The sequence below is a fragment of the Streptomyces sp. NPDC001634 genome (assembly GCF_040298185.1).
GTDB lineage: Bacteria > Actinomycetota > Actinomycetes > Streptomycetales > Streptomycetaceae > Streptomyces.
Genome location: NZ_JBEOZU010000021.1, coordinates 105,470 through 117,248, shown reverse-complemented (window position 1 = coordinate 117,248; position 11,779 = coordinate 105,470). Strand labels below are relative to the sequence as shown.

Here is an 11,779-nt window from a genome sequence, read left to right as displayed (position 1 = left end):
GCCACGGCGTCTCGCTTCGGGGCGCGAGGCTCAGGGTGGTGCAAGGGCCCTCTAGAAGGCGCACATTCGACACATACAACGAGCACCGGGCGTCATGGTCGCCTCGGTCGCAAGGGTGCGGCTGCTCGTCGTGGTCATGGGATGAAGTAAAGCAGACGTACAGCCGGGACCTGTCCGGCCGTCCGAATAGCGGACGGTCGTGGACCACGATGAGGATGGGATGAGCGCTGCACGGGGGCGAGCGCCTCGGGTCTTTTGGCCCGTAATAGGGTCACGGCATGCTTGATGCCCTGACACCGGCGACCGGTGTCGCCGCGCTGCTGCTCGCCGCATGGTGCGGCTGGGCGGCCTACCGTGATCAGCCCACGAAGGACTGGCACTTCATCGGCATGGCCGTGGTGACGCTGCTGTCCTTGGTCCAGCTGGTCGTCGGCATCGTCCAGCTGGCGCGCGGCGAGAAGCCGGAACAGGGCACGACGATCTTTGTGGCGTATCTGCTGGGCGCCTTCGCATGCATCCCGGCGGCGGGCTTCATGTCGCTGGCGGAGCGCACACGCTGGGGTTCGGTTACGGTCGCGGCCGGCGGTGTGGTCCTCGCCGTGCTCGAGGTGCGGCTCTTTGACATCTGGGGAGGCTGAGATGACGGCCACGGAGGAGAAGCCGGCGACGACGCGGCTGATCAGCGGGCCCGGCATGCTGCTGGTATGGCTGTACGGCGTGATGGTGGTCGGTGCGGTGTCGCGCTCGGTCGTACAGATCTCGACGCAGTTCGACAAGGCCCCGCTGGCGTACTCCCTTTCCGCGGTCGCCGGGGTCGTCTACGGCTTCATCACGTACTCCCTGGTCCGCGGCGGCGAGACGGCCCGCAGGGCGGCGCTGGTGTGCTGCGCCGCCGAGCTCGCGGGCGTACTGACGGTCGGCACCTGGACCCTGGTCGAGCCGTCCGCCTTCCCGGACGCGACGGTCTGGTCCGACTATGGCATGGGGTACATCTTCATCCCCGTCCTGCTGCCGCTGTCGGCGATGTACTGGCTCCGCAAGGCACGGACGAACCAGGGCCCCGCTCAGGCCTAGGCCGTCGCCGCGTACTGCCCCGCCGGTTTCTCCAGGACGATCATCGGTACGCCGTCGTTGCCCTGGGACGTGCCCACCGCCTCGTAGCCGACGCGGCGGTACAGGCGGAGGTTGCCCTCGCTGCGGTGGCCCGCGCTGAGGCGGAACTTCTTCGCGCCGCGCTCCTCCACCAGCGCCGCCTCGGCCGCGCGCAGCAGCCGGGCGCCGATGCCATGTCCCTGGAGCCGAGGGTGCACACAGAGCTTGCCGATGGACGCCGCGCCGTCCTCGGTCACGCTGCCGCGCACCGAACCGACCACCTCGTCGCCCAGCCGGGCCACGAAGACGCAGTCCGAGGCGACCTCCTCGCGGACCGAGTCGAGAGTCTGGACGAGCGGGTCGATGCGGTAGTTGCCGTACAGTGCCGCCTCGCTCTGGAAGCACAGGTACTGCAGCCTGAAGATCTGCTCGGCGTCCTGCTCCGTCGCCACAGAGATGGTCACGCTCATGCCCATGTGCGCACGCCTCCCGCTCACCTGATCACCGGTCGTCCCTCACTCCTATCCCCGCGGTTCGCGGGCCGCAACCTCCGCCGCCAGCAATCGACGAAGACATCCCAGGCATTTGGAGCGTTCCGGTCCAAGACTGCCCTGTGAGATACCCAACTCCCCTGCGATTTCCCGATACGTCAGGTCCTGCGGGGAGAGCAGCGCCGCCATGAGGCGGGGGCAGCGGCCGGGAAGACGGCGTACGGCCGCGTGCAGGGCCCGGCGGCGGGCCGCCGTGAGCGCCTGTTGTTCGGGGTCCGGCCTCCTGTCGTCCGCGGGCTCGCACCCGTACGGCAGTTCGAGACGGGCGGTGCGACGGCCTCGGCGCGCCTCTGAGCGGACGACCCGACGCAGCCATCCCTGCGGGTCGACGGGCGGCCCGTCCACCTCCAGCCGCTCCAGGAGCCGCAGCCAGACCGCCTGTTCCAGGTCGTTCGGCTCCATCCCGCACGCATACGCCTCGGCCGAGGCCTCGGCGGTGAGCAGGGGCCGCAGGGCCCTGAGCATCTCGTGGGTCACGTGCGGCGAGACGCGGCCGCTCCGGCAACGGGTTGCCGGAGCGGCCGTAATTCACCCCAACCGGGGATCAAGCCTCATGCATTGACGCATCATCCGCGCAGGAAGTCCTCGCGGGCGAGCACGCCCGTGTCGGCGTTGTCGGTGAAGACACCGTCGATACCCGTGGCGAAGTACGTCTTGAAGGCGCCGAAGACGTCCCCGTACGCGTTCGGGTCGGTCCCCTTCTTGAAGTTCGTGGGCAGGAAGTTGTTCTCGTCGCGCATCGTGTACGGGTGCAGGATCAGGCCCGCGGCGTGCGCGTCGGCGACGAGCGTCGACGGCGCGGTGAGGTTGCCGTTCGCGTCCTTCGGGATGACCAGGTCGAGGGTCGGGCCTAGGCCCTGTGCGTACGACGCGATCTCCTTGAGGCCCTTCGGGGTGATGAGGTCGGCGACCGTGCGCGGGTCGCCCGCCTCCACGAAGTCCCAGGGGCGGGTGTTCGCGCCGGACAGAAGCACGACGAGCGGGTTGTCGACGAGCTTGTTCAGCTTCTGGATGCTGCTCGGCTCGAAGGACTGGATGATGACCGGCGAGTTCTTCCTGTCCTTGCCGTGCTTGCGCAGAGCCGTCGAGAGCAGCTGCTCCATGTCGAGGCCCTGCTTGCGGAAGTAGGTGGGGTGCTTGGTCTCGGGGTAGATCCACACCTGCTTGCCGCGCTTGCGGGTCTGCTCGTCCTGCCAGCGGAGCACCTCTTCGAAGGTGGGGATCTCCCAGCGGCCGTTGTAGATGGTGTTGTGCTGGCGGATGGCGGGGATGCGCTCGATCGCGCGCAGCGTCTTCAGCTCGGCGAGCGTGAAGTCCTCGGTGAACCAGCCGGTGGTGGAGACGCCGTCCAGGACCTTGGTCTTCTTGCGGTCGGCGAACTCGGGGTGGTCGGCGACGTCGGTGGTGCCGCCGATCTCCGGCTCGTGCCGGCACACGAGGTGGCCGTCCTTGGTGGGGACCAGGTCACCGGCCTCCACGATGTCGGCGCCCAGGTCGAGGGCGAGGTTGTAGGAGCCGAAGGTGTGCTCCGGCCGGTAGCCGCTGGCCCCGCGGTGTCCGACGATCGTCGGCACCGGCAGGCTCTTGAGGCCGCCCCCGTGCTGTGCGTCCGCTCTCGCGGCGCCGGGCAGTCCGAGGACCGCTCCGCCCGCGCCGAGCACCGCGGCCCCGAGCAACGCCCGACGACCCGTTCCCCGAACCTGCTCGTACGACTCCTGCGTCCCCATGGGTTCCCTCCCGCCACGCCTGTCGAAGCGGCTCGATCGTAGGTGCGTACGGGTGACGGTTGGGAGACGTACACGGGAACGCACGACGGACGTGCACCGTCCTACTGGATGCATGGGTGACGGCGATCGGGATACCCGAAATGACGCCCCGTCACCCGCTGGGCGCGATGTTCGTCACACCGGCCCCGTGGATGACGAACGTGCAACAGAACGCCATCGCAGGTAAACAGTCGTCAACGACGTGTATCCGGTGCGTGACCCGATGTGCGATCCGCCGGGTGTCGCGAGTATCGTCCTCACCTGCACAGACTCATACCGCATCCCTTGACACCGGAGGGCCCGTTGTCCCGCTTCGCGCTCATCAAGGCAGTGCTCGGACCGATCATGCGCCTGATGTTCCGCCCACAGGTGGAGGGCGCGGAGCACATCCCGGGCGACGGCCCGGTCATTCTGGCCGGCAACCACCTGACGTTCATCGACTCGATGATCCTGCCGCTCGTCTGCGACCGTCAGGTCTTCTTCATCGGCAAGGACGAGTACGTCACCGGCAAGGGCCTCAAGGGCAGGCTGATGGCCTGGTTCTTCACCGGGGTCGGCATGATCCCGGTCGACCGCGACGGTGGCAAGGGCGGTGTCGCGGCGCTGATGACCGGCCGCCGCATCCTCGAGGAGGGCAAGGTCTTCGGCATCTACCCCGAGGGCACGCGTTCTCCCGACGGCCGTCTGTACCGCGGGCGCACCGGCATCGCGCGGCTGACGCTGATGACCGGGGCGCCCGTCGTTCCGTTCGCCATGATCGGCACGGACAAGATCCAGCCGGGCGGTGCGGGGATGCCGCGGCCGAGCAAGGTCACGGTGCGCTTCGGTGAGGCGATGGAGTTCTCCCGGTACGAGGGGATGGACCGGGACCGGTATGTGCTGCGGGCCGTCACCGACTCCGTGATGACGGAGGTCATGCGGTTGTCGGGGCAGGAGTACGTGGACATGTACGCCACGAAGGCGAAGGCCGCGTAGCGGGAGCCTGGGGGCGCCTCATCGCCATCGGGGTCCTGCCCGTTGGGCGAGTGCAGGTCGACTGCGGTTGCTCGCGCCCACGCGGCGGAGCCGCAGAATGTCACAGCCCCGCGCCCCTTTGGGGCACTCCCCTTACCCCGCGTCTTCCAGGTTCTGTCCGCGTAGCAGGAACCACGCCGCCACTGCTGTGGCCAGGAGCACCGCCGCGCCCGCGCCCGTTGCCAGACTCAGGCCCTCTACGAACGCCTCGCGCGCCGACGACAGCAGGGCCTGGGCCGTGTCGGACGGCAGGCCCGCCGCTGCCTCGACCGCCCCGCCCAGTGACTCGTGCGCCTGGGCAGGGGTGCCGGTCGGGCCCGTGAAGTCGCGGTAGACACCGGTCACGATCGAGCCGAGCAGGGCGATGCCGAGGGCGGCGCCGAGTTCGTACGCCGTCTCCGAGACCGCGGAGGCGGCGCCCGCCTGCTCCTTGGGCACGCTGGAGAGAATCACGTCCGCCGTCACGGTGAACGAGAAACCCGCGCCGACGCCCACGACCAGCAGGGCGGTCCCGATGAGCGGGTAGCCGGTGGACCCGTCGAGCAGGGTGAGGGCGGCGAGCGCCAGGCCCACCGCGGCGAGACCGCCCGAGACCACGGCCCGCACCGAGAAGCGCCGGGCCGCCGCACCCGCGACCATGCCCGCCACCACCGCGCCGACAGCGGCGGGCAGTTCGGCGAGGCCCGCTTCGAACGGTCGCCTTCCCTGCACCAGTTGCAGGAACTGCGAGAGGAAGAAGACCAGCCCGGACATGCCGAGCACGGTCAGCAGATCGGCGAGCACGGCACCGCTGAAGCCGCGGTTGCGGAACAGCCGCATGTCCAGCAGCGGAACCGGAAGCGTGAGCTGACGGTGGACGAAGCCGTAGAGGGCGGCGGCGCCTAGGAGCCCCGTGCCCGCGGCCGGCCAGGTGAACCCGTGGGCGGCCGCCTCCTTGACGGCGTACACGACGCCGACCACGCCTACGAGCGACAGCACGACGCTGTTCAGGTCCCAGGGGCCCGGGTTCGGATTGCGGGACTCGGGCAGCGTCCTGATGCCGACGAGGACGAGGACCACCATCACGGGCAGGTTGATGAGGAAGACCGAGCCCCACCAGAAGTGTTCGAGCAGGAAGCCGCCGACGACAGGGCCGACCGCCGTACCGGCCGAAGCGGTGGCGCCCCAGATACCGACGGCGAGGCTGCGCTCGCGCGGATCGTGGAAGAGGTTGCGGATCAGGGCGAGCGTGGCGGGCATCAGGGTGGCGCCCGCGACGCCGAGCAGCGCCCGCGCCAGGATCATTGCCCCCGGCGTCGACGCGTAGGCGTTGAGGACGGATATCAGCCCGAAGGCCGTGGCGCCGCCGAGCAGGATCCGCTTGCGGCCGATGCGGTCGCCGAGGCTGCCCATGGAGACGAGCAGACCGGCGATGACGAACGAGTAGACGTCACCGATCCAGAGGAGCTGGGTGCCGGACGGCTTCAGGTCCTCGCTGATGTACGGAGTCGCGAGGCCGAGGACGGTCGCGTCCACGGCCACCAGCAGCACGGCGAGCACGAGGACGGAGAGCGCGAGCCACCGGCCCGGACGCTTCTCCGCCTGCGACGTGCGCTCCCCCCGGCTCTCGGCTTCTCCCCCACTCTCGGCTTCGCTCGAGCGGGGGGTCCCCCATGAGCAGGGGGCACCCCCGTGCTGCAGGGTGCTGGTCATGGTTCCTCTCTTCGTAGTGCGCCGCCGAGCAGCAGCTCGGCGATCATGTAGGTGAAGTCCTTTGGGGCGACCCGGCCCTCCGTCACGGCCCAGGCGCCGGAGGCCAACAGGCCGTACAGCGCCTCGGTGAGCCACGCCGGGGTGAGGTCGATGCGGAACTCGCCGCTCGCCTGGCCGCGCCGGAACAGCGCGGCGATCCGGGCGTCGATCCGGGCCCAGCCCTCGTTCTGCCCCTCGCCCTCGAAGAGCTGGTTCTCGGTGTAGAGGAAGGCGAGCAGTCCGGCGGCCAGTTCGATCTCCTTCACGAACCTGCGCAGTGCCTGCTGGGCCGAGCCGTCGTCCAGCCGTGCGGCGTCCAGCGCCGCCTCGCACTCCTCGATGCCGAGCGCCTCCAGCGCCCGTACGAGCGCGTCGCGCCCCGCGAAGCGGCGGTGCAGCGTGGCCCGGCTGATCCCGGCCGCCTTGGCGACCTCGTCCATGGTGGCGGTGGATTTCCGGGTGAGCAGGGCGGCTGCGCTGCGCAGCACGTGGTCACGGTCGAGGGCCATGAGACAACCATAACCCATGTGAGACATTTGTGTCTCACAATAGGCATGCGAGTCTCAGGACCCACTGACTTGGGATGTTCTCAGTGCCAGGGCAGCTGCCCGCGCCGCTCCCAGTACGCGCGCGGGTCCTCCGCGAGGGCCTCGAGGCGGGTGATCTGGTCCTCGTCGAGGTCGACGACGGCCGCGTGCAGGTTGGAGGCGAGCTGGCTGACGGTAGCCGCACCGGAGAGGACGACACCGGCCCACGGCCTGCGCAGGATCACGGCGAGCGCGACCGCGTCGCAGCCGAGCGACGTCCGGGCGGCCACGGCCTTCAGCGCCTCGGGGGCGTACGGGTCGGCCAACCGTCCGTTGGCCATGCCCTCCTTGACGATCACCGTGAGCCCGGCGTCGTGGGCCTCGGCGAGCGCGGGGCCGGCCGAGGTCTCCAGCACGTTGTACGTGGACTGCACGGTACGGAAGAGGGGTTCGCCGTCGACCGTGACGGCGAGTGCGGCGCGGATCGCGTCGGCCTGCGCCGGGCCACTGGTGGAGAAGCCGATCGTGACGCCCTCGGCCGCCGCCCGGGCGAGCCTGGCGTGCAGGTCCTTGTCGGTGAGGGCCGGGCTGTCGGGGGTCACCGAGTGGATCTGGTAGAGGTCGAGCCGGTCGCCGAGCAGGGCGGTGGTCTCGGCGTGCTGCCGCTCGTACGTCTGGACGCTGTGGTCCTTGACCTCGTGCTGCTCGGCGTCGGTGGACCAGGCCGCGGTGTACGTGTATCCCCACTTGCTGCCGATCACCACGTCGTCCACGTCGGGCCGCGCGTTCAGCCAGTCCGCGAGGAACTCCTCCGAGCGGCCGTAGGAGCGGGCGACGTCGAAGTAGCGGACGCCCTGGGCGTAGGCGGCGTCCAGGAGTTCATGGCTGCGCTCGCGCAGGGCGTCGACGGTGCGGTGCTCCGGGAGGTCCTGCTCCCGGCCGAGGTTGATGTAACCGGGGCGGCCCACGGCGGCCAGGCCGAGGCCGATGTGGCATGTGGGAGTCGTTGCTGCAGCCAGTCGGGCGAAGGGCATCGCGGGCTCCGTTCGGTCGGCTCCTTGCGGCTCCGGACCAACGTAACCCGCGATGCCCCCTCTTACCTGCTACTTCTTGGCGCTCGCCCACGCGTGCTGCGCCGCCACGTCCGCCTTGACCTCGGCGAGCTGAACGGCGACCGCGCTGGGTGCCGTTCCGCCCCGCCCGTTGCGGGAGGCGAGGGCCCCGGGGACGTTGAGGACGGACCGCACCTCGGGGGTCAGGTGCGCGGAGATCCTCGCGAACTGCTCGTCCGTGAGCCCGTCCAGCTCCTTGCCCTCGGCCTCGGCGGCCTTCACGCACTCGCCGGCGACCTCGTGCGCGACGCGGAACGGCACGCCCTGCTTGACCAGCCACTCGGCGATGTCGGTGGCGAGCGAGAAGCCGGCCGGGGCCAGCTCCTCCATGCGCTCCCGGTGCACGGTCAGCGTGGCCATCATGCCGGTGAAGGCCGGCAGCAGGACCTCCAGCTGGTCGATGGAGTCGAAGACCGGCTCCTTGTCCTCCTGCAGGTCGCGGTTGTACGCGAGGGGCAGGGCCTTGAGCGTGGCCATGAGCCCGGTCAGGTTGCCGATGAGACGACCGCTCTTGCCGCGCGCCAGCTCGGCGATGTCCGGGTTCTTCTTCTGCGGCATGATCGACGAGCCCGTCGAGAACGCGTCGTGGAGGGTCACGAAGGAGAACTCCTTCGTGTTCCAGATGATGACTTCTTCGGCGATCCGGGAGAGGTTGACACCGATCATCGCGGTGATGAAGGCGAACTCGGCGACGAAGTCGCGGGAGGCCGTGCCGTCGATGGAGTTGGCCGAGCTGCCGTGCTCGAAGCCGAGGTCCTTGGCGACCGCCACCGGGTCGAGGCCGAGGCTGCTGCCCGCGAGCGCGCCGGAGCCGTACGGCGACACGGCCGTGCGCTCGTCCCACTGGTGCAGCCGCTCGGCGTCCCGGGACAGGGCCTGGACGTGCGCGAGGACATGGTGCGCGAAGAGCACCGGCTGGGCGTGCTGGAGGTGGGTGCGGCCCGGCATCGCCACGTCCGGGTGGGCCTCGGCCAGGCCGATCAGCGCGTCCTGGAGTTCGGCGATCAGACCGCCGATGGTGCGGGCGTGGTCGCGCAGGTACATCCGGAAAAGGGTCGCGACCTGGTCGTTGCGGGAGCGGCCCGCGCGGAGCTTGCCGCCGAGGTCCGGGCCGAGGCGCTCCAGCAGACCGCGCTCCAGGGCGGTGTGGACGTCCTCGTCGGCGATGGTGCCGATGAAGTCGCCGGATGCCACGTCCGCTTCCAGCTGGTCGAGCCCCGCGAGCATCCGCGTCAGCTCGTCGTCCGTGAGGAGCCCCGCCTTGTGCAGCACGCGCGCGTGGGCACGGGAACCGGCGATGTCGTAGGGCGCGAGCCGCCAGTCGAAGTGGACGGACGCGGACAGCTTCGCCAGGGCCTCGGCGGGACCGTCGGCGAAACGGCCGCCCCAGAGCCGTACGTCACCGCTGTTGCTGCTCACTTGCGTTGCTCCTAGGAAGGTCTGGATGTGCCGCCGCCTCCCCACCCGGGAGTGAGGAGGCGGTTGTCAGGCTAGTGCGTGTGAGGTGCCTCTCAGGCGATATGAGGCCTTACGCGAGGTCCACGTCAGGCTATGCCTGCAGATCACGCCGTGCGGCGATCTTCGACGACAGGCTGTAGATGTCGATGAAGCCCTTGGCCGCGGCCTGGTCGAAGGTGTCACCGGTGTCGTAGGTGGCGAGGTTGAAGTCGTACAGTGACGACTCGGAGCGCCGGCCGGTGACGACCGCACGGCCACCGTGCAGGGTCATGCGGATGTCGCCGTTGACGTGCTGGTTGGCCTCGTTGATGAAGCCGTCCAGGGCGCGCTTGAGCGGGGAGAACCACTGGCCGTCGTAGACCAGTTCGCCCCAGCGCTGCTCGACCTGCCGCTTGTAGCGGGCCAGTTCGCGCTCGACCGTGACGTTCTCCAGCTCCTGGTGGGCGGTGATCAGGGCGATGGCACCCGGAGCCTCGTACACCTCACGGGACTTGATGCCGACGAGCCGGTCCTCGACCATGTCGATCCGGCCGATGCCCTGGGCACCGGCACGCTCGTTGAGCTGCTGGATGGCCTGCAGGACGCTGACGGCCTTGCCGTCGATGGCGACCGGGACACCCTGCTTGAAGGTGATGATCACCTCGTCGGCGTCGCGGGGCTCGGCCGGGTTGGAGGTGTACTCGTAGATGTCCTCGATCGGGGCGTTCCAGATGTCCTCCAGGAAGCCCGTCTCGACCGCGCGCCCGAAGACGTTCTGGTCGATGGAGTACGGGGACTTCTTGGTGGTGGCGATCGGGAGCTGCTTCTCCTCGCAGAAGGCGATCGCCTTGTCGCGGGTCATCGCGTAGTCGCGGACCGGGGCGATGCACTTGAGGTCGGGGGCGAGGGCGACGATGCCGGCCTCGAAGCGGACCTGGTCGTTGCCCTTGCCGGTGCAGCCGTGGGCGACCGTGGTGGCGCCGTGCTTCTTGGCGGCCGCGACGAGGTGCTTGACGATCGTCGGCCGGGAGAGGGCGGAGACCAGCGGGTAGCGGTCCATGTAGAGGGCGTTGGCCTTGATCGCCGGGAGGCAGTACTCGTCGGCGAACTCGTCCTTGGCGTCCGCGACCTCGGCCTCGACGGCACCGCAGGCGAGCGCGCGCTTGCGGATGACGTCCAGGTCCTCGCCGCCCTGGCCGACGTCGACCGCAACGGCGATGACCTCGGCGCCCGTCTCCTCGGCGATCCAGCCGATGGCGACGGAGGTGTCCAGACCGCCTGAGTAGGCGAGTACGACGCGCTCGGTCACGGGTTTCTCCTCACAGTGCATTCGCTGACATGCATGAGTATGCAGGAGTCTGCATGGTTCGTCAATCCAGGCGCTTCGGCGCGGCGGGATCGGGTCCCCGCGGCGTGTCGGGGGCGGGCCCTCGGGCGGCGGGGCCGGTGCGCCCGCCACGGTTTCGAAAGGCAATTTCAAAACCCTTTGAACACTCGAAATCGCTTTCCCGTATCTCTCGCCGAACGCAGGCGCCGCGTTTCGTCACAGCAGCCACCCCATGGCTTGCGGTCCGAGTAACCGCAGTCATTCCCGACCCCGAGTGAGGCATCGTCATGTCCAGGGCTCTTCCGAAGTACAACAAGCGTCGCGTGGCGATCATCGGCGGCGCCGCCGCAGTGGCGCTGTCCGGCGCGGTGATCGCCGGTTCCGCCCTCGCCGGGGAAACGTCCAAGAGCAACGACGCCAGGACCCTGGCGTCCCCCGGTACCATCACGTGCCCTGACGTGAAGTCGCAGCTCCCGGCGATCCCCGCCTCCGCCCAGGCCGAGGTCAGCCGCAACCTCGACCTCCTCAACACCCAGATCGCCGAGGCCAACAAGCGACTCGTCGACACGGTGGGCCAGGGCGGCCCCAACTTCGTCCAGAACGCCATCCTCGGCCCCCTGAAGGACAAGCGCGTCTCGACGATCGACCGCATCGCCATCGCCATCGGCCGCAAGGGCACCAAGCCGCAGGGTCTGGACGCGCTGGCGCCGTGCACCCTCAACGCCGGCGGCGCCGCGAACACGGGCGGCGCCGCGAACGCCGGGAACGCCGCCCCGAGCGCGGCGGCCACCCAGCAGGCCGGCGGGAACAACAACGCAGGCAACAACGGCGGCAAGGCGAACACAGGCAACGCCGGCAACGCCGGGAACAACGCCAACACGGGCAACAACAACGCCGCGGGCACCATCACCTGCCCCGACGTGAAGTCCAAGCTGCCCGCGGTACCCGCCTCCGCCCAGGCCGAGGTCAACCGCAACCTCGACCTCCTCAACACCCAGATCGCCGAGGCCAACAAGCGACTCGCCTCCTCGGTCGGGCAGGGCGGCCCCAACTTCGTCCAGAACGCCATCCTCGGCCCCCTCAAGGACAAGCGCGTCTCGACGATCGACCGCATCGCCATCGCCATCGGCCGCAAGGGCACCAAGCCGCAGGGCCTCGACTCCCTGGCCGCCTGCACGCTCAACAAGTGATGTGACAGGCACCGTGGCCGCCCCGCGCGCCG

The 11,779-nt window shown here is 69.6% G+C and carries 12 protein-coding genes; 4 read left to right on the top strand and 8 right to left on the bottom strand.

Annotated features, from left to right (window positions below; genetic code table 11):
- Nucleotides 1–278: 278 nt before the first annotated feature.
- Together ABT186_RS16555 and ABT186_RS16550 are read left to right on the top strand one after the other, a co-directional pair.
- A complete protein-coding gene (locus ABT186_RS16555; RefSeq protein WP_351925549.1) occupies nt 279–638 on the top strand; it encodes a hypothetical protein in 360 nt (119 codons plus the stop codon).
- 1 nt (nt 639) lies between these two features.
- Complete coding sequence (locus ABT186_RS16550) at nt 640–1,074, top strand: hypothetical protein (protein ID WP_351225245.1); 435 nt, start codon at nt 640–642, stop codon at nt 1,072–1,074.
- Here ABT186_RS16550 and ABT186_RS16545 read toward each other — a convergent pair.
- The 3 genes from ABT186_RS16545 to ABT186_RS16535 all read right to left on the bottom strand — a co-directional run bounded on the left by ABT186_RS16545 (nt 1,071) and on the right by ABT186_RS16535 (nt 3,370).
- Nucleotides 1,071–1,568 carry a GNAT family N-acetyltransferase gene (locus tag ABT186_RS16545; protein WP_351225243.1) on the bottom strand — a complete coding sequence of 166 codons (498 nt, stop codon included), beginning with the start codon at nt 1,566–1,568 and terminating at the stop codon, nt 1,071–1,073. The two genes, ABT186_RS16550 and ABT186_RS16545, sit on opposite strands and share 4 nt — an antisense overlap.
- 45 nt (nt 1,569–1,613) lie before the next feature.
- On the bottom strand, nt 1,614–2,120 hold the full coding sequence (locus ABT186_RS16540; RefSeq protein WP_351225241.1) for an RNA polymerase sigma factor: 507 nt from the start codon (nt 2,118–2,120) through the stop codon (nt 1,614–1,616).
- An 89-nt stretch (nt 2,121–2,209) separates the two neighbouring features.
- A complete protein-coding gene (locus ABT186_RS16535; protein ID WP_351925547.1) occupies nt 2,210–3,370 on the bottom strand; it encodes a glycerophosphodiester phosphodiesterase in 1,161 nt (386 codons plus the stop codon).
- Between the two features lie 342 nt (nt 3,371–3,712).
- On the opposite strand from ABT186_RS16535, the gene ABT186_RS16530 reads away from it, so the two are divergent.
- Nucleotides 3,713–4,384, top strand: coding sequence for a lysophospholipid acyltransferase family protein (locus ABT186_RS16530; protein WP_351232700.1), 672 nt, complete (start codon nt 3,713–3,715; stop codon nt 4,382–4,384).
- Nucleotides 4,385–4,516: 132 nt separating this feature from the next.
- On the opposite strand, the gene ABT186_RS16525 is transcribed toward ABT186_RS16530, so the two are convergent.
- The 5 genes from ABT186_RS16525 to ABT186_RS16505 form a co-directional block, all read right to left on the bottom strand.
- Nucleotides 4,517–6,115 (bottom strand): MFS transporter, encoded by a 1,599-nt coding sequence (locus ABT186_RS16525; protein WP_351232702.1) that lies wholly within the window; start codon nt 6,113–6,115, stop codon nt 4,517–4,519.
- Complete coding sequence (locus ABT186_RS16520) at nt 6,112–6,663, bottom strand: TetR/AcrR family transcriptional regulator (protein WP_351925545.1); 552 nt, start codon at nt 6,661–6,663, stop codon at nt 6,112–6,114. The genes ABT186_RS16525 and ABT186_RS16520 overlap by 4 nt, the downstream gene beginning before the upstream one ends.
- 80 nt (nt 6,664–6,743) lie before the next feature.
- The gene (locus ABT186_RS16515) at nt 6,744–7,715 is read right to left on the bottom strand and encodes an aldo/keto reductase (protein WP_351232706.1); all 972 of its coding nucleotides are present in this window, start codon (nt 7,713–7,715) and stop codon (nt 6,744–6,746) included.
- A 69-nt stretch (nt 7,716–7,784) separates the two neighbouring features.
- Nucleotides 7,785–9,212, bottom strand: coding sequence for an argininosuccinate lyase (gene argH / locus ABT186_RS16510; RefSeq protein WP_351925543.1), 1,428 nt, complete (start codon nt 9,210–9,212; stop codon nt 7,785–7,787).
- Nucleotides 9,213–9,342: 130 nt separating this feature from the next.
- Nucleotides 9,343–10,539 carry an argininosuccinate synthase gene (locus ABT186_RS16505; RefSeq protein ID WP_351232710.1) on the bottom strand — a complete coding sequence of 399 codons (1,197 nt, stop codon included), beginning with the start codon at nt 10,537–10,539 and terminating at the stop codon, nt 9,343–9,345.
- Between the two features lie 305 nt (nt 10,540–10,844).
- Here ABT186_RS16505 and ABT186_RS16500 point away from each other — a divergent pair, with 305 nt between their 5' ends.
- On the top strand, nt 10,845–11,747 hold the full coding sequence (locus tag ABT186_RS16500) for a hypothetical protein (RefSeq protein WP_351925541.1): 903 nt from the start codon (nt 10,845–10,847) through the stop codon (nt 11,745–11,747).
- Nucleotides 11,748–11,779: the final 32 nt, after the last annotated feature.

Bases quoted from the DNA above. Each gene is read 5' to 3' on its own strand.
- ABT186_RS16555 (WP_351925549.1), top strand. From the start codon at position 279: ATGCTTGATGCCCTGACACCGGCGACCGGTGTCGCCGCGCTGCTGCTC.
- ABT186_RS16550 (WP_351225245.1), top strand. From the start codon at position 640: ATGACGGCCACGGAGGAGAAGCCGGCGACGACGCGGCTGATCAGCGGG.
- ABT186_RS16545 (WP_351225243.1), bottom strand. From the start codon at position 1,568: ATGGGCATGAGCGTGACCATCTCTGTGGCGACGGAGCAGGACGCCGAG.
- ABT186_RS16535 (WP_351925547.1), bottom strand. From the start codon at position 3,370: ATGGGGACGCAGGAGTCGTACGAGCAGGTTCGGGGAACGGGTCGTCGG.
- ABT186_RS16525 (WP_351232702.1), bottom strand. From the start codon at position 6,115: ATGACCAGCACCCTGCAGCACGGGGGTGCCCCCTGCTCATGGGGGACC.
- ABT186_RS16520 (WP_351925545.1), bottom strand. From the start codon at position 6,663: ATGGCCCTCGACCGTGACCACGTGCTGCGCAGCGCAGCCGCCCTGCTC.
- ABT186_RS16515 (WP_351232706.1), bottom strand. From the start codon at position 7,715: ATGCCCTTCGCCCGACTGGCTGCAGCAACGACTCCCACATGCCACATC.
- ABT186_RS16500 (WP_351925541.1), top strand. From the start codon at position 10,845: ATGTCCAGGGCTCTTCCGAAGTACAACAAGCGTCGCGTGGCGATCATC.